Annotated in this window: 16 protein-coding genes; 7 read left to right on the top strand and 9 right to left on the bottom strand. The window is 38.2% G+C overall.

The genetic code is table 11. The features are described 5' to 3' along the window. Positions 1–165: 165 nt before the first annotated feature. The 3 genes from ACIQXR_RS03095 to cotJC are packed head-to-tail and all read left to right on the top strand — an operon-like array spanning position 166 to position 1,250. Positions 166–399, top strand: a complete 234-nt coding sequence (locus ACIQXR_RS03095; protein ID WP_402868751.1) for a spore coat associated protein CotJA — start codon at positions 166–168, stop codon at positions 397–399. A gap of 2 nt (positions 400–401) precedes the next feature. Beyond that, positions 402–668 (top strand): spore coat protein CotJB, encoded by a 267-nt coding sequence (locus ACIQXR_RS03090; RefSeq protein WP_402868753.1) that lies wholly within the window; start codon positions 402–404, stop codon positions 666–668. 12 nt (positions 669–680) lie between these two features. Further along, positions 681–1,250, top strand: coding sequence for a spore coat protein CotJC (gene cotJC / locus ACIQXR_RS03085; protein ID WP_402868755.1), 570 nt, complete (start codon positions 681–683; stop codon positions 1,248–1,250). Between the two features lie 48 nt (positions 1,251–1,298). On the opposite strand, the gene ACIQXR_RS03080 is transcribed toward cotJC, so the two are convergent. From ACIQXR_RS03080 to ACIQXR_RS03065, 4 genes are all read right to left on the bottom strand, one after another. Continuing rightward, positions 1,299–2,171 (bottom strand): CvfB family protein, encoded by an 873-nt coding sequence (locus tag ACIQXR_RS03080; protein WP_402958689.1) that lies wholly within the window; start codon positions 2,169–2,171, stop codon positions 1,299–1,301. 123 nt (positions 2,172–2,294) lie between these two features. Beyond that, positions 2,295–5,189, bottom strand: coding sequence for an ATP-binding protein (locus ACIQXR_RS03075; protein ID WP_402868759.1), 2,895 nt, complete (start codon positions 5,187–5,189; stop codon positions 2,295–2,297). Further along, positions 5,164–5,547, bottom strand: a complete 384-nt coding sequence (locus ACIQXR_RS03070) for a response regulator transcription factor (RefSeq protein ID WP_402868760.1) — start codon at positions 5,545–5,547, stop codon at positions 5,164–5,166. The genes ACIQXR_RS03075 and ACIQXR_RS03070 overlap by 26 nt, the downstream gene beginning before the upstream one ends. A gap of 128 nt (positions 5,548–5,675) precedes the next feature. Next, on the bottom strand, positions 5,676–7,127 hold the full coding sequence (locus ACIQXR_RS03065; protein WP_403079462.1) for a GGDEF domain-containing response regulator: 1,452 nt from the start codon (positions 7,125–7,127) through the stop codon (positions 5,676–5,678). A 495-nt stretch (positions 7,128–7,622) separates the two neighbouring features. On the opposite strand from ACIQXR_RS03065, the gene ACIQXR_RS03060 reads away from it, so the two are divergent. Further along, complete coding sequence (locus tag ACIQXR_RS03060; protein ID WP_402868764.1) at positions 7,623–8,816, top strand: alanyl-tRNA editing protein; 1,194 nt, start codon at positions 7,623–7,625, stop codon at positions 8,814–8,816. An 80-nt stretch (positions 8,817–8,896) separates the two neighbouring features. Here ACIQXR_RS03060 and ACIQXR_RS03055 read toward each other — a convergent pair whose 3' ends face one another. Together ACIQXR_RS03055 and ACIQXR_RS03050 are read right to left on the bottom strand one after the other, a co-directional pair. Continuing rightward, positions 8,897–9,310, bottom strand: a complete 414-nt coding sequence (locus ACIQXR_RS03055; protein WP_402868766.1) for a hypothetical protein — start codon at positions 9,308–9,310, stop codon at positions 8,897–8,899. Between the two features lie 78 nt (positions 9,311–9,388). Beyond that, positions 9,389–9,580 (bottom strand): hypothetical protein, encoded by a 192-nt coding sequence (locus ACIQXR_RS03050; protein WP_402958677.1) that lies wholly within the window; start codon positions 9,578–9,580, stop codon positions 9,389–9,391. Positions 9,581–9,721: 141 nt separating this feature from the next. On the opposite strand from ACIQXR_RS03050, the gene ACIQXR_RS03045 reads away from it, so the two are divergent. Then, positions 9,722–10,243: a GNAT family N-acetyltransferase gene (locus ACIQXR_RS03045; protein ID WP_402868770.1), complete on the top strand. Its 522-nt coding sequence runs from the start codon at positions 9,722–9,724 to the stop codon at positions 10,241–10,243. A gap of 53 nt (positions 10,244–10,296) precedes the next feature. On the opposite strand, the gene ACIQXR_RS03040 is transcribed toward ACIQXR_RS03045, so the two are convergent. Next, complete coding sequence (locus ACIQXR_RS03040; RefSeq protein WP_402868772.1) at positions 10,297–12,540, bottom strand: HelD family protein; 2,244 nt, start codon at positions 12,538–12,540, stop codon at positions 10,297–10,299. A 515-nt stretch (positions 12,541–13,055) separates the two neighbouring features. On the opposite strand from ACIQXR_RS03040, the gene ACIQXR_RS03035 reads away from it, so the two are divergent. Beyond that, on the top strand, positions 13,056–14,675 hold the full coding sequence (locus ACIQXR_RS03035) for an ABC-F family ATP-binding cassette domain-containing protein (protein WP_402868773.1): 1,620 nt from the start codon (positions 13,056–13,058) through the stop codon (positions 14,673–14,675). A 120-nt stretch (positions 14,676–14,795) separates the two neighbouring features. Here ACIQXR_RS03035 and mnmH read toward each other — a convergent pair whose 3' ends face one another. Continuing rightward, positions 14,796–15,833, bottom strand: coding sequence for a tRNA 2-selenouridine(34) synthase MnmH (gene mnmH, locus ACIQXR_RS03030; protein WP_402868775.1), 1,038 nt, complete (start codon positions 15,831–15,833; stop codon positions 14,796–14,798). 114 nt (positions 15,834–15,947) lie between these two features. Then, positions 15,948–16,997: a selenide, water dikinase SelD gene (gene selD, locus ACIQXR_RS03025; protein WP_403079460.1), complete on the bottom strand. Its 1,050-nt coding sequence runs from the start codon at positions 16,995–16,997 to the stop codon at positions 15,948–15,950. A gap of 167 nt (positions 16,998–17,164) precedes the next feature. Between selD and ACIQXR_RS03020 the strand changes: the two genes are divergently transcribed. After that, the gene (locus ACIQXR_RS03020; protein ID WP_402868779.1) at positions 17,165–18,223 is read left to right on the top strand and encodes a permease; all 1,059 of its coding nucleotides are present in this window, start codon (positions 17,165–17,167) and stop codon (positions 18,221–18,223) included. Positions 18,224–18,283 lie beyond the last annotated feature (60 nt).

Raw genomic sequence — 18,283 nt, 5'->3', positions numbered from 1 at the left:
ATGTCAAACATCACAGAAAGATAACAAGAGGATAACAAGCCCAAAAATACAAAAACGATTCCAAGTAGAGTCTGTCCTACCTTTTGGCCGTTTTTCATTAGGCATATTTTATTAACAACAGCATAATTATTAATGGCTGACCTTATATTGAAAGGAGGGGTTTCCTTGGCAAGTGAAAAGACTTTTACCTTAATCAAGTCCTATAAGCCTTTTCATAGCAAATTCGATCCATGTCCACCAATCGGAAGAAAGTATTACCGTACGCCTCCGAATTTGTATATTAATTTTCAGCCGCCTAACCTGGAACAATTTTCTCCAGAAGAAGCTTTGAGGTATGGTACGCTTTGGAAATTTTTCTACGATTTTTATGATAATCCATATCGTGAAAGGGAGAAATAGTAATGAATAGGAAACTGGATGATGAATATTACCAGTTACTCGGCCAAATACAAGCTGCCGATTTCGTGTTAGTCGAGCTGACTCTGTATTTGGATACACATCCCCATGATCAGCAAGCTTTACAACAATTCAACCAATTTCAACAATACTCAACCAAATTGAAGGCAGCATTTGAACCTAAATACGGCCCATTGTTTCAATTTGGAAACAGTCCAGATGGTGAAAATAAATGGGAATGGGGCCAAGGACCCTGGCCATGGCAGGTTTAAGGAGAGATATCTATGTGGATATATGAGAAAAAGCTACAATATCCAGTAAAGGTTGGTACTTGTAATCCCACACTGGCTAAATATTTAAGAGAACAATATGGAGGCGCTGATGGTGAATTGGCTGCCGCACTACGATACTTAAATCAACGCTATACAATTCCGGAAAAAGTTATCGGATTGCTCACCGACATTGGAACGGAAGAATTTGCCCATTTAGAAATGATTGCAACGATGATTTATAAGCTTACAAAAGACGCCACACCGGAACAAATGCTAGAGGCCGGTCTTGGTGACCACTATGTTAATCACGACAGCGCCCTCTTCTATGAAAATGCAGCAGGAAATCCATGGACGGCTACGTATATTCAAGCAAAGGGCGATCCCATAGCAGATTTATATGAAGATATTGCAGCAGAAGAAAAGGCCAGAGCAACCTATCAATGGTTGATTGACATTTCGGATGATCCGGACATCAACGATTCATTAAGGTTTTTAAGAGAAAGGGAAATTGTTCATTCCATGAGATTTCGTGAAGCGGTGGAGATTTTAAAAGAAGAAAAGGGGAAAAAGAAAATCTTTTAATAAGAACCATAAAAAAGCAGCGGAGAAGTTCATTCCGCTGCTTTTTTATCATTTACGATCAGAAGAGTATGTCCATCCTTCTTCTTGATAAATCTTTCCTTCTTTCATCAATTTACCAAGAGCACGTTTGAAGGCTCCCTTACTTAAACCGAAATGGAACTGGATATCACTAGGCGGAGTCTTATCACCATATGGCATGGCTCCACCGCGATTCATTAAATAAGTATAGATGATATCAGCATCTTCTTCCATTAGATCTTGCTTGAATGGAAATAGAGAAACGTTAAGTGTGCCATCTTCCTTACTGTCGATTACACGCCCCTCAACAAATTCTCCTAGGCGCGGCTCTTCTTTTCTCTCACTTTCATGAATAAAGCAACGATACCCTTCCTCCGAAACAAAGAAGGAACCGACCATCAGCAATCGATATACATTCCCTTTTACGGTAGTATTGCGGACTCCTTTTAATGGAGCTGGAACAGTGATTTCTTGAATGATATCTTCCGTTGTAAGTCTGCCGAATAAACGATCATTCCGATCTGTTTTCAGGCAAATATAGAGACGATCCCCCACTTCCGGCCATAAACGATCGATGTTCGGAAGGTCGTCTAAAGATACAAGAATATCTTTAGAAAGCCCAATATTCACAAAGACGCCTAGCTTCTTTTGTACATTGACGACTTCTGCCCAGCCATATTTGTCAATCTGTATTTCCGGAATATTCATGGTAGCCGTTAACCGTGCCTGTTTATCATGATAGATAAATACTGTAACTTCATCACCAATTTCAAGTTCAGTACCTTCATTCGCTTCATTATGGTGTAGCAAGACATCTTCCGAACCATCAGTCAAGAACCATCCGAAATCAGCCTTACGTTCTACTTGTAACTCTACAGCCAAACCGGCCTGAATTTTTTGCATGTATAAAAATCCTCCTGTAACTTACCTTTACCTACAATTGTACCCAAATATTTATTTTTCCATCATATTTGAATCTATCATTTTTTTATCTTTCTGTACACCTATTCTAACATTTTTATTTTTTCAAAGGCTTCTTTCGGCTTCCCAGGATGGACGTGGGACCATAATCTGGCCTTTTTTTCCATTGCTTAATAACGTATGCATGATCACCTTTGATAATTGACTTGGTTTGTAAGGTTTAACCAAGTATTCCTTTGCCCCAAGCGAAAAACCTTTTTCTTTTTCATCAAGCGCAGTCGATACAAAAATGGGGATGTCCTTTAACTCCGGTCTTCCTTTCAACTCTTTCATGATTGACCACCCATCCATTTCCCCCTCTTCAAGGAGAATGTCAAGGACGATGGCATCCGGAGGCGATTGCTTCAATTTCTGAAGCGCCTTCTTTCCGCTTTTGAAATAACTGACTTGAAAACCGCTGTCAACCAGTTCGTATCTTAATAACTCCGCTAAATTGAAATCGTCTTCAATGACCATGATATCATAGCTCAATTTTTTTGAATGTCCATCATTCGGGGTACGTTCTTCCTTAAGGGTTATCTTAGGGAATGAAAGAGTGAATGTACTTCCACGACCGTACTCTGATTTTACGGATATATGCCCACCATGCGATTTGACGATTTCCTCCACGATGGATAACCCTAAACCCGTTCCTCCTATCCGCCTGCGGTCCGAATTGTCCACACGGTAAAATTTCTGGAACAAATGTTTAAGGGATTCCTGTGGGATTCCCAACCCCTCATCCACGATATCGATGGATAACGTTTCTTTCTTGCTGTACACCCGAATAAGAACTTTCCCTCCATCTGGAGAGTATTTAATTGCATTACTCAATAGATTCATGATAGCTTGTTCGATTTTTGCGCGGTCACCTATAATCACGAGATCATCAGTTTCCGCAAGAAGACGAATATCATGGAGTGATGTGCTAATTTCAAGGTTCTCTATGACCTTTTGCAACAACGGTAGAATCTCAACATATTTCTTCTCATATGTTTGTTTACCCGATTCCATTCGTTGCACATCCAGAAAGTCATTGATTAAAGCGGTGAGCCTCTTCGCCTCATTATAAATAGTCTGTAAATACTTTGTTTGTCTTTCCGGTTTTAACGGTTTATTTAACATTAATTCGGTAAAGCCTAGAACACTCGCAAGCGGGGTACGCAATTCATGACTGACGGTACTGACAAACTCGGACTTCATTTGGTCCACTTCATATTCTTTCGTAATATCACGAAAAACCAAAATGGTGCCATAAGCTTCTTCACCATACTTTATGATTTCAAAGTATACCTTGAGAACTTGGTTGTTTTCTTTCTTGTGAAAAGTGAACGTGCGCTCTTCAGAGTCCGCCTCTTCATCCGCTCTTTTTAATGCTTTTTCCAAGGTATCCAAGAAATCTTCTTGGGCAATCCGGCTATCCATTTCACTACTCCATCTTTCCCATGGAGATCCGATGATATGTACTGGTTCCGACCCCGGTTTGAATAGGTCACAAAATTGTTGATTCACTTGAACAATCTTTCTATCTTGGTCTATTAATTGAATGCCTTCCTGTATCGTGCTCAGGATATCCTGATTTAACCGGCGATTATCTTCCGTTTGCTCGTACAGCTTGATTTTATCAAGTGAAGTTGAAATCTGCTTAGCCAATGTTTCACATTCACTCATTTCTTCTTCTGTATAAGCGGACCCATAACGGCTGAAAACCATGATTGCGTCGACCTCTTGCAAAGCCGATAGAACGGGAAGAAATAAATCATAACTGTAATTCGTATTTTCATGGTATCCCTTTTCACTGACATGTTGCTCTCTTTTAACAGTGAATGGCTTTTTTCCTTCTATTAAGCGTTCATTTAACCCAGTATTGATATTCTTTCGGTATTGCTGTACTCCATATTCCGATATGCCGAAAGAAGAATATGCATCTTCATTAATTAGAGTGATCATACCACGGTCAGCTCCAATCAAACTGCTCATATTACAGACAATACTTTTAAGAACGTCATTTTTATCCAAAGAAGTGGAAATACCATTTATTAGTTTATTTCTTCTAGTCAGTTGTTTCTCATTCTTCGTTATAAGCCCCAACGTTTCTTGTAATTCATTCTGCTGGGCCTGAAGTTCATCTTGCTGAGCAAGCAATTCTTCATTATGAGCCATCAATTCCTGCTCTTTATCCTGAATGCTTGCAATCATCTTTCTAAAGGCAATGGCCAAAACCCCTAATTCATCTCCCCGGCCTTCATCTACTGAAATGATGGCGTCCCTACCAGCTGCAATCTCATTAGCTGCAAATGAAAAATCAGCCAAAGGCTTTCCGATATTCCTAATAATGCTTCTCACGACTTTCTGAAAGACCAATAAGAAAACAAGTACGAATCCGATAAAGGTCCCTTGTAAAATGGACTGTTCTTTTGCCAATGCATTCACATTCTCATCAAGCTTTTCTGAAAGCGCAGACGAATACGACCTTACACTGTCGCGAAAATCCGCAACTTGGGCAGTGATCTCATTTTCTATTTGCTTACCCTTATCCCTACTCCCGTCCATTTCCATATTCGAAAAAACAGGCTTAATGGCATTAAAATAATAATCAGTAAAATTCACGAGATTGGTGTGGACTTTTTCATCGGCTTTTGAACTTGATAGGTCCTTGAAAGTGGAAATATCATGTCGTATCTTATCTTCCCTGTTCCAAACTTTGTCTTTATATGTCTCATTTCCAAATGCAATATAACCTCTAGCATCCAAAAAGACATTATTATATTGCTCGTAAATTTCATCCAACAACAATTCTTTCTCAACAATTCCATTTCTTTTCTGGATATATTCTGCATTCACAGTCTGCAACACATAAAATAAAATCCCTGTACCAACTATGAATAAAATGATACAAGCAGTCATTAGACTGACTACTTGACGAGAAAGACTCTTATTTGAATAACGTTTCAGCTTCATGTAAAATGGCCTCTATTTTCTCTAAAAGCTTCATTGGACTAAAAGGCTTGGCCATGAAATAGTCCGCTCCCGCTTCTAAAATTCTCTCTTGTTCAAATTGCTGGCTTTTCGCCGATAGCATCAGGATTTTCCCTTTATTTTCAATTTCAGTTGATTCGATTTTTTCAATGATTTCTAAACCGGTATAGCCTGGCATCATATAATCCAAGATGATGAGATCATAGCTATTCTTTTCAAGTAATTGAACCGCTTCAATACCATCAGAAGCTTCATCGACTTCGTAATCTTCATCCTCTAATGTATCCACAACAAGCATACGCAAAATTTCTTCGTCTTCAGCTAATAAAATCCGTTTCACTTTTTCATTCTCCTTACGATCAGTACTGCAATAGAAGGATCAATTCGTTTCAAATGGATGTGACTCTTTGAAACCGCAACCCTACTTTCTCTTTTATTTTCCTATCGAATAGAAAAATGGTCTACTGCTTACATTATTTTTTTTATCAGACGTTCCATTCTTACCTGAAGATCAGTAATATTAAAAGGTTTTGTGACATAATCATCCGCTCCTAATTTTAATGCTGTGGCAATGTCCCCCGAACTTTTTCTACCGGTTAACATCAAAACGGTAAAACAATCGGCATTGCTACCCTTTTTCACTTTCTTCAGTACGTCAATGCCATCCATAGTTGGCATTACTCCATCAAGTATCAAAAAATGGGCGATGTTTTCGTTTGCCCGGTTTGAATTCAAAAATGAATCCCCATCTTCATATACGGCTATATGTAAATCATAAAGAGGAAAATCCATCGACTGCAATATTTTCGTTAAGATCGTTCTAATAATGATATCGTCATCTATCACTGATACATTAAGGTATTTCTTTTTAATGCTAGTTTTTTGAATGCTCTCCACCCGCGCTCGCCCTAAACGCTTTGCTTCATACAAGGAACTATCCGCTTCCTCAAAAGCCTCTTTAGGAGTAATGCTCTCATCATGTACCGTATAAACACCAGCAGAAAAAGAGACAGAAAAATGTTGTTGTTCATAAGTGAAACTTTTGGTAGAGAAAATCTTTATTAATTCTGTTAGTTTATTCCTGGCTTCCTCATTTGCTGTCTGAGGAAATATAATGACAAATTCTTCACCGCCATACCGGCAAATCAAATCGGAACTACGGATGTTGTTTTTAATAAACTGGGCAAACTCCAACAAAACGACGTCACCCATCGCATGTCCATATGTATCATTTACTCTTTTAAAGTGATCCAGATCTATGATACTAATCGAAAACAGATTTCCGTTTCGTTTGAAATCCTGAAAATAACGCGGTAGCACATCTTCAAAGAACCTACGATTATATACTTGAGTAAGTTCATCAATTAGGACGGATTGATCGAAAATTTTCTTGCGCTGAATATGTCTTTCTATTTTTACAACAAATTCTTCAATATCTATAGGCTTACTAATGAAATCATCCGCCCCCATTTTATATGCTTTAATTCGTGATTGTTTGTCATTTTGAATGCTAATCATGATTTTAGGGATGAAATATTTTTCATTATGAAATTGGATATCCTGCAGAACTTGATAACCATCTTTCGTAGGTAATTGAATATCTAGAATTAAGCAATCTGGCTGCATCTCAAAATATTGTTTTGTAGCTTTAACCGGATCAGAACTCGTTATGACCATCCACCCTTTTTCTTCAAGGATGTCCTTTAATAAGATCAGCATCGATATATCGTCATCAATGATTTGAATGAGTGGGGCCTGTGTATCATGGGCTGGCTTCTCTTTTATCTCCACTTCTGCAAAATGCTCATATTCATAGGTATGTTCAATTAAAGCAAATAGTAGATTTTCAAGGTCATCTTGTTTCCATACTCCATCACTGTCTTCATCGAGCTTTCCTAACAGATTTTCAGATATTAACATGAGACCACCTAACTCTATGGTGCCTGCAGTCCCTTTAATAGAATGAAGAAAACGGTGTACCTCATTTGTAGTAACCATCTTCGTTTTATCTAATTCCAACCAATCAGAAAGCTGTTTTTTAATATTTCGATAGAGAGTATTTTTGTATTTTTCCATATTGACTATGTGCAATTCTAATCACTTGACCCTTTCTAACCTACGTAAATAAACATATTGCATAGAAAAAAAGATAGTCGACTTTCACACAAAGCCTGTAAATAGTCGAGCCCCAATTCCATATTTTTATTTCAATTAGGTCTAAAGTATATTCTTTCAGGAATATTTTACATCAAAAGGTTTTTTCTATAAATAGCATAATGACGGTCTCATGAATTTTTTTGAATCTTTGTCATAAAGACTACATATTTTACTGTAACATCCGATAAAGGTTCCTTATTCCATTAATATGGTTGGGGGTGATATAATTTACTGAATAAATATGGGATAGGGGTTATTATGACAAAGAAACTATATTATGAATCATCCAAGGTATCTGAATGGGACGCGAAGGTCCTCGACATTTTTGAAGAAGAAGGCTTTTATTATATACTGCTCGATGAAACAGCTTTTTACCCTGAGGGTGGAGGTCAACCTGGGGATATTGGTAGCATAGATGGTATATCAGTTCTTGAAATTTCAAAAAATGAAAATGAAGATATCCTTCATAAGGTTGGAAACAGCCCCGCTTCCCTTTTCGTACATTGCAAGCTTGATTGGGAACGCCGTTTCGACCATATGCAGCAGCATAGCGGACAGCATTTACTTTCAGCCGTCTGTAGGGACCTTTTCAACGCAAATACCGTCAGTTTCCATCTTGGCCAAGACATTGTCTCCATTGATATTGATACACCTTCCTGGACTGATGTCCAAACAGTTGAAACGGAACGGATCGCCAATCAGTATATCTATGAGAATCGTAAGTTACTTACATACTTTGTGTCTGAAGATCAATTGAAGACCATACCCGTAGTCAAAATGCCTACGGTGACAGAAAACATTCGAATTGTAGAAATCGAGGGCATTGAATTTAATCCTTGTGGTGGAACGCACGTGGAACAAACCGGAGAAATAGGAATTATTAAAATCCTCAAAACGGAAAAACAGAAAGAAAGTACACGTCTCTATTTTAAATGTGGCTTAAGGGCGTTAAACGACTATACCGACAGCTTGACCTTACTTTCTACGTTATCATACAAATTTAATACAGGTCGTATAGATATCCTTAATAGGGTGGAAAGATTGGAAAACGAGCACGACAAGCTATCAATGGCTTATGAAAAGCTTAAACTGGAAAACATGGAGTTTCTCGCTTCATCGTTGTTGGCAAATAGAGAAGATGGGTCGTTGATCGCGCATGTTTTTGAAGACCATACATTGAAGGATCTACAACTGCTCTCTTCAGCTATACATCGGAAAGAAAGCTCACTTCTCCTATTTATAACGTTACAGGAACAAAAGGCTCTGCTTTCACACGATGGCACCATCTCCATTCATTGTGGACAATTCTTTAGGGAATGGCTTTCTTCACACAATGGTAAAGGTGGGGGCAATGAAAAATTGGCTCAAGCGGGGTTTTCTTCGCGGGAAGATATGATGGCATTTTATACATTTGCCGTTAATAAGCTAGGTAACGCTCATGGAAATACCTAATAACTGATTAATTAAATGGAGAAATTGGGTTAATGAAAGGGAGAGGAATAATTGAGGTTCCTCTCCCTTTCATGTTTTCTTCATTTTTCAATTTTCAAATGTTCCAGACCATTCTCTTCTATATACAGATGGTATTTCTCTTCAAGTTCAAGTACTCGTAAAAATGCTTCCTCTTGGCTGAAATTTTTGAGCTTCGATTCCTTCACAAACTCGTTTCTTGCCATGTGATAGGCAATCTTATCCAGGAAAACGCCATCTTCATATTCATTAATTACTTCTTGGATTTTTTCTTCAAGCTCACGACTCACATCGTAAATCCCATACTCTTCTATATATTCAATTCCTTTCACGCCAAAATCCTTCGCATAGGAATTCAAATACTGCTCTAACTCACTGAATTCTTCATTTTTTTCCATATCAGATGCTATCCAATATCCATACTGCACCAATTTAATTAATGTATTATATTGGTTGTTCGTAAAATTAATTTTCATGACTGACTCCTTTAAAGTATTTCTATCTCAAAAAAAAGAATAAACCGTATCGGAACAAATGTCCAATACGGTTAAAAATCAATCAGCTATTTCTGTCACCGAGAAGTATGCAGCCTTTTCAGTGTCTACCACATAATGTGTATCGCCTTTAACTAAATTATAAAAGCGGTGCTTCTGAATATTTGAAATGATTTGTGTACTGTCATCCCCATCGACCTCATGCTCAATCTCTTTACCACCTGGAAAATAAAAACCAACTTTCAATTTCATCTTTCTCAACCTTCCCTTCATCTCGTTGAATGACTCTTTTATTTCTTTTCCTTTATAAGAAACTTTTAAACATAAATCTGAAGTTTAATCTCATCTGTCATGATATTCTATGGGAAACTACTAAATGGAAGGTGATTTCACATGCAAATCAGAAAGGCTACAGAAAACGATATAACTGGGATAGCCCACGTTCATATAAAAAGTTGGCAATCCACTTACAAAGGAATTCTCCCAGAGTTATATCTGAACTCTTTAAATTTAGAAACCAGGAAAAAAAATTGGTCAAGAAATCTAAAGATGCTTCATAGTGCAACTTATATAGCTGAAAATGGTGATGGAAAGATCGTAGGCTTTGCAGCAGGTGGCCCAGAACAAACGAATCATCTTCATATCCAAGGTGAGGTATACGCCATTTATCTGTTAAAAGAGTACCAACGGCAAGAGATCGGAAGAAAACTAATGAAAGCAGTGGTAGATGAACTTGTACAAAAGCAACATGCTAATTTAATTATATGGGCGTTAAAGGACAATCCTTCGAGGGGTTTTTACGAAGCACTTGGCGGCCGCATAATCAGCGAAAAAACGGTTAAAATGGCCGGAATCGAGTTAGCCGAAGTTGGTTATGGCTGGGATAATATCCTAGATATCCTAGTGAAATTATAATAGGCAGGACAAAATAGGAGGCACAGACGTCTATCGGCCTCCTATCTTATCCATCAAGCTAAAAGAAAATCTTCTTTTTCACTTCCAAAAAAGTAAAGGCGATGTAAAGGTCTTGTCATGGTGACATAAAGCAATTTCAAATCAAGTTCATTCTCCAGAAGAAATGTCTCTTCCAGAGATAAGGCCACGACAACATCGAATTCAAGACCTTTGGATTGATAGGATGGGATTATCATCGTTTTATGCTTCGGAATCATACCCTCTTCATTAATTAAATGAAAATCATTGGACAGCTTACTCAATTTTTCATTCGCGAGCACGCAATCTTTCATCGTTTTGGCGATGATGGCAAATGTATGATACCCTTCCTCCTTTAACTTTTCGATAAGATCAATCAATTGCCCCTCCCAATTGCTTTTGATGGATATGAATTCAGGTTCGTTTCCATGACGGACCACAGGCTCGACCTCAGGGAAATCATAAGGTAACATTTTTAGAATCCGATTGGCCTGCCCCATGATTTCAATGGTCGTCCGGTAGCTTTTTTGCAGTTCTGTATAAGTCGCTCTAGGAAAAATGGAACGATGAACATCTTCCCATGTTTGAAGTCCCCTATACGAATGAATGCCCTGGGCAAGGTCTCCAACAAGTGTGAACATATCCGTGTCAAAGGCTGTCTTCAATGCTTGCAATTGCATAAAACTATAATCCTGGGCTTCATCTATGACAACGTTTTTGGCTTTATGGTCTTTATTAACACCAAAAATTAATTCCTGTAAATATAACAAGGCACCTAAATCCTCGATTTCGTAGCTTTTTTCATGAAACAATTTTTGGTTATATTCACATAACGTACGTGCATCCTCGAAGCTTAGTTTACCGTTGCTGTAAAAGGCCATACGCTCAGGATCCTGATATAACTCCTGATAATACTGTAGCAAGCCTTTGTTTGTGAATGGTTTAAAATATGCTTTAACTGACGTACGAATCGCCTTTTTCATCCGTTCGGTCCGTTCTATCATTTTGTCATGGCACTTTGTGACAAATTCCTTCCGCTTTACCGGATCAATGTTCCTGGCGAAGGCTTTATCAATTTTCGTTTGATAAAAATCAGCAACTCGATCTAACATTTTTTTCTTTTTCAATTTCACTTCATTTTGTAAGATGTCCTTTAACTTATCAAGGCGTCCATAAAGTGGCAGGTACCAATAATCCTCTTCTAATAATCTAATAAACTTCTTGGCAGAATATAACCGGTAATTATCACAATAAAAATCTTCCACTGGGTGAAAGCTCCGGAAGATATCTTTTATATATCCGTCCAAAATCAATTTAAATAAAGGAGATCCTTTTAAACCTGATATCCAGATTGCCACTTTGGTTTCGTCATTGTTTTCCTCCAATATACGCATCAATTTATCATCATGTATTAGATTTAAAGGCCGCCCAATTGCCACCTGGACGTATTCAGCAAATGTGAACTGTTTGACTTTATCGACTCCCAGTTCCGGCAAAGCTTCGGATATGTAGTCGATGAATACTCGGCTTGGGGCAAGGATCATTAACTGACGTGGGTCAAATAAATCTTTGTAATGGTAAATGAAATAAGAAATCCGGTGTAAGGCAATCGTCGTTTTACCACTACCAGCCGCCCCTTGAACGATAATGGGTTTATTTAAATCGGCACGAATGATTTTATTTTGTTCTTCCTGAATCGTCGTGATGATGTCTGTCAAGCGATTGCTTGAGCTTTTAGAAAGGGATTCCTGCAACAATTCATCCGTTGTAGTCAAGTCAATGTCCCTGACCTCTTCCAACTCGCCATCCTCAATCATCAGTTGCCGCTTTAGCGTGATATCCCCGCTGAATGTTTCTCCTTCCGCTTGATATTTCACTTCTCCAATTCGGCCCTCATAATATAGATTGGCAATGGGCGAACGCCAATCGACGATAATCTGTTCTTGGCTTTCACGTTGATACAAGGATGTTTTACCAAAATAAAGAATTTCTCCTTGAGTATTGTCATGCCGGACAAAGTCTACTCTTGCAAAGTATGGTTTGTTCCTTGCTATTTTCAGACTATCCAATTCAGACTGAGACATTTCAAAGAAATTGGCGGTAGTCAGTAACTGGGAGTATAAACCTGACTCCGACCAATCCGCATCACCAAAAGCCTCTTGCATATTCTTCTGGAATTGACCCTTATTGCTCTCTGAAGTTTTGATGACTACATCAATGTACCTTTTTGTAAAATCCAACCGCTCACGTTCTTTTTCGAAATCGGGATGTCGTATCATTCTGATCCTTCCCCTCTACATGTTAGAACATGTGAAATTAAACCATGCCCTCGGAAATGGACATACATATTATCAAAGAAAAAAGGAATTGACAATTACATTCAACCTTTTTATTTATCTCAGACGGGTTTTTTAAAATCTTTTTTAATGCAGTGCATCCAGTTTACGTTATATTTCGAATGAAAAACTATATATTCCAGAAAAGAATCTATTAGAATTAAATATTAGGAAATATCATTGTTATATTTATATCGGAGATATGATAGTTACGGCTATCTAGATGGGCTGACGGGAGCAAATATTTCTTTATTAAGCCAAAATAAAAGAACTAGTACCAAGTCATCCACATCACTCACATAAAGGATTAGAGTTTTCTTATAAGAACGGTGTATAGAGCAAATTGCCAAATTATCATGCATATATCACTTTTCCCTTATGTTAACCTAAAATATTTTTATTGACCCCTCTTTCATGTTATAATTTTAAAGATATTGTCATTGGAGGAATGTAAATAAATGATTACAGTAAATAACGTTGGTTTGCGCTACGGCGATCGTAAACTGTTTGAAGATGTTAATATAAAATTCACGCCTGGTAACTGTTATGGATTGATTGGGGCAAATGGTGCCGGTAAATCCACATTCTTAAAAATTCTTTCCGGAGAAATTGAAGCACAATCCGGTGATGTGCATATGGGACCTGGCGAACGCCTGGCCGTTTTGAAACAAGATCATTTTGCTTTTGAAGAAGAAGAGGTCCTTAAAGTTGTCATCATGGGCCATGAAAGACTATACGAAGTCATGCAAGAAAAAGATGCAATCTATATGAAAGAAAACTTCACTGATGAAGACGGTATGAAAGCCGCCGAACTTGAAGGTGAATTCGCAGAACTTAACGGATGGGAAGCTGAACCTGAAGCATCCATCCTTTTAAAAGGTCTTGGCATCTCTGAAGACCTTCATACAAAGAAAATGGCTGAATTAACTGGTGGCGACAAAGTGAAAGTATTGCTTGCACAAGCCCTGTTTGGCAAGCCTGACGTTCTTTTACTTGATGAGCCAACCAACCACTTGGACATAAAAGCAATTAGATGGCTGGAAGAATTCTTGATTGGTTTCGAAAATACCGTTATCGTCGTTTCCCATGACCGTTACTTCCTTAATAAGGTATGTACACATATTGCGGATTTGGATTTCGGTAAAATCAAAATTTACATCGGTAACTATGACTTCTGGTATGAATCAAGCCAACTAGCTCTTAAATTGACACAAGATGCCAATAAGAAAAAAGAAGAAAAAATTAAAGAACTTCAAAATTTCATTGCGCGATTCAGTGCCAATGCTTCTAAATCAAGTCAAGCCACTTCACGTAAAAAATTATTGGATAAAATAAGTCTAGATGATATTCAACCATCATCCCGCCGTTATCCTTATGTAGGTTTTTCACCAGAGCGTGAAATTGGGAACGACCTCCTACGTGTAGATGGAATCACAAAGACCATTGATGGTGTGACCGTGTTGAATAACGTAAGCTTCATCATGAACAAAGAAGATAAAATTGCATTTGTCGGTAGAGATGAAATTGCTAAAACGACCATGTTCAAAATCCTTGCTGGAGAAATGGAACCAGATAGCGGTACTTACAAATGGGGTGTTACCACTTCACAAGCGTATTTCCCGAAAGACAACTCTGAATTCTTCGAAGGTGTCGATTTGACACTTGTTGATTGGTTGCGTCAGTACTCTCCTAATGATCAAAGTGAAAGCTTCCTGCGAGGTTTCCTAGGCAGAATGCTATTCTCCGGTGATGAAGTGACGAAAAAAGCCAGCGTACTATCAGGTGGAGAAAAAGTCCGCTGCATGCTTTCTAAAATGATGCTAAGTGGTTCAAATGTCTTAATGCTTGATGAACCGACCAACCATCTTGATTTAGAATCTATCACTGCCTTGAATAATGGACTGATCAATTTCAAAGGAGCTATGATTTTCTCTTCTCATGATCACCAGTTCATTGAAACAGTTGCCAACCGCATAATCGAACTTACACCTAAAGGAACTATCGATAAGCAAATTAGCTATGATGAGTACCTTGAAGATAGTAAATTACAAAAGCAAATCGCTGAAATGTATAAATAATAGAATATCAAAAAAAGCACACCTTTTTTAGGGTGTGCTTTTTTTTTACATTTTAAAACGAATTAGGATTCAGTTAATCCATTTTTTGATTGGAAAAGGAAAACCCAAACAGTATTACTTCTATCCATGCTTTACACGTAACCGTTCACGAATGATTTCAATTGCTTCATCCACATTTTTAGCCTGGATTGTGATTTTTCGATCATCGGGAAAATGGTCAGCGGTATGTTGATACATAGGGTCATAGTAGTATTCAAGTAATAGTGCGACTGCCGACGAATAGTTACCGGATTTCAAATCATTTTCTATTTGAGCAGCAATGGGAGTGTGAATTCGTCTTTTAATCCTTAAAAAGGCTTCAAGACACTCCTGTTCATGTTCCCAAGGTTGATAGTCCTCTAAAATATGAAGAACTCTTTCTTCTATGGGTAAATCGATGAATACCTGTATTCCTTGTTCCTTTTTTGCTAAAACGGAATCTGGAATTATGACTTTACCAATCCTTTTACTTTCTCCTTCAATAAGAACAAACGGTGATTGCTGAACTTTTTGGACACTCTCGAAAAGTAATGAATCGAATTTTTTTTGATTATTCGGTTCCAGACCAATCTGGCCAAAAACAGACCCTCTATGATTTGCCATACCTTCAAAATCTAAAATAGGGTATCCATCTTCCCTAAGTCGATGCAGAATTGTCGTTTTTCCTGTTCCGGTAAATCCGTTCAATACATAGGCTTCGGGTTTCATGTCCAGCGTTTCTAAGTGATCTACCACCCAGTTACGATAGTTACGATACCCTCCATCCAATCGAAGGGCTTTAATTCCCATTAAGGATAGGACAGTGGCAGTGGTCCTGCTTCGCATACCCCCACGCCAACAAAAAACGGCTTTTTTGCCTTCTATCTTAGCAAAATCCTTTATAAACTGTGGTAATTTTACTGAAATAATTTCTAAACCTCGTTCTTTAGCAGCCTGGGCACTCACTTGTTTATACAGCGTTCCAACCTCGGCTCTTTCTGCATCATCAAAAAACGGTATATTTAAACTGCCAGGAATGGTGGCGTCTTTATATTCAGATGGGGAACGTACATCAATTACCGTGAGTTCTTTCTTATCCTTTAAATCGAGCAATTCATCAACTGAAATATCTTGGAACACAATGTTTCCACCTTTCTGGATCTGAAAGAAAAACTTGAATATCTTCAAACGTTGAGAAATGAGAATGGAAGAAATCAGCTTTCGTCGATTTCTTCCAAGCAAATTTTTCGTTCATTATATGACAACAATGTGCCCTGGATTCTCTTCGGTTACTTCACCAATTATTGCGGCTTCCACTCCCGCATCTTGTAAATCGGATAATAATGCATCTGCTTCTACACCTGCTACGGAAATCAAAAGTCCTCCAGATGTTACGGCATCACATAATATCCATTGATCTATCTGATCCATTGTTTCTGGGAAAGTGACATCACCTTGAAGATGGGCAAAGTTATTTTTTGTTCCCCCCGGCACGGCACCAGTTTCAGCTAGCTCTTTAACCCTCGGCAATATTGGCACTTGGGCATGATGGATACGAAGACCGGTATTACTTCCTTTTGACATTTCTGAAGCATGCCCTAATAGACCAAAACCAGTAACGTCCGTACACGCATGGACATCATAGGATTCCATCGTTTCTGAAGCTATTTTATTTAACGTGGACATTACTTTTGTAACGTGGGCGATTTCTTCCTCTGTTAGAAGGTCCCTTTTAATCGATGTCGTTAAAATGCCAACACCAATAGGTTTAGTCAAAATAAGTTTATCCCCTAGTTTTGCCCCTGCATTTGTACGGACCTTGTCAGGATGAACAAGTCCCGTCACGGCAAGACCGAATTTTGGTTCATTATCATCGATTGAATGTCCCCCGACAAGAGTGGCACCTGCTTCTTTTAACTTATCTCCTGCACCTCGTAAGATATCAGTTAAGACTTGTTTGTCCAATTTGGAAATTGGGAAGGCAACAATATTTAGCGCAGTTAGCGGTTTTCCCCCCATTGCGTAAATATCACTGATGGCATTGGCTGCCGCAACTTGTCCGAATGAATATGGATCATCAACGATGGGAGTGAAGAAATCAACGGTTTGTACAATCGCCAATTCATCATTTAAACGATAAACACCAGCATCGTCACTTGTATCTAAACCAACTAATAAATTCGGGTTAGGAAGAGTAGGTGGTAAACCACGTAAAACCTGAGCCAAGTCTGCTGGACCGATTTTACAGCCACAACCTCCTTTTGAGGATAATGAAGTAAGCTTAACACTATTTGAATTTGTCATAATTAAATCAACCTTTCTTTTCGTCTTAATTATTATAAAACACATAGTCAATAAAAGCATAATTCAGGCTTAAATTTGTGAAATTTACTATTTCACCAAAATAAATTAAAGATTAGTGGTATAATATATTGTCTTTTGAAATTTTTTTATTTTATTGGGAGGTAACCATGTCACAGCTAAGACCTACTCTACATGAACAACACTCGTCAAATACTAAAGCTTTGTGGTTTATCGTTTCATTTTTAGTAATCGCTATTGTAGGATTACTTTATATAAAATGGTGGCCCTATTATCAAAAAGGGATGCTAGCAGCCGATACACATTCCATTGGAACATCTATTTTGGGAGATCAGTCAAGCGCCACCCTATCATGGAAATCTGCCTGGGATTATGCACAGGTTTATTTCTCGTCCGTATGGAAAGCGGCCATACTAGGAATCCTGCTCGGCTCTTTGGTACAAGTCTTATTACCAACACAATGGCTTCTTAAATGGCTCGGGAAAACATCGTTCGGCAGCACATTCATCGGAGGGCTAGCTTCGGTCCCTGGTATGATGTGTACTTGTTGTTCAGCCCCAGTGGCGGTTGGACTACGTAAAAAAAATGTCTCGGTTGGTGCAGCTTTAGCATTTTGGATTGGAAATCCAACCATCAATCCTGCGACGCTTGTCTTTATGACATTTGTTTTATCATGGAAGTTCACCTTGATTCGCCTATTTTTCGGACTGATTTTAACTTTCGGAATCAGCTATTTAGCTAATCGCTTTGTTAAAGACAAACAACCGGTTGATATAGACCAGATAATAACGGACACTGAACCTACCGGAAACTTCCTTTCTAGATGGTTAAAAAGTTTAGGAAGTATGGTTCTTTATATTGTTCCTGCATATGTTTTATCTGTATTGCTTATAGGGGCTGCGCGTGTTTGGCTATTCCCTCAAGTAGAATCATCTACAAACGGTCTAATCGCCATTGTCATCTTTGCAATAGCCGGTATGCTTTTCGTTATACCTACTGCTGCTGAAATTCCAATTATACAAACGTTTATGTCTTTAGGACTTGGTGGAGGACCTGCTGCTGCCTTGCTACTAACACTACCAGCAATCAGTCTACCATCTTTAATACTTGTCGCTAAGTCATTCCCTAAAAGGGTCCTATTGTTTGTCGTGGCCTCTGTAGTGATTCTTGGAGTTATAAGTGGATTGGTAGGAATGGTCCTCTTATAAGCATGATTTTAATCGTTATTAAGTATAGGTTTTGGTAAAAGCAAAGAACGGAATGGATTA

Origin of the sequence: Peribacillus sp. NPDC097224 (genome assembly GCF_044761985.1) — a bacterium.
Classification (GTDB): Bacteria; Bacillota; Bacilli; order Bacillales; family DSM-1321; genus Peribacillus.
This window is presented reverse-complemented; position numbering and strand designations above follow the sequence as displayed.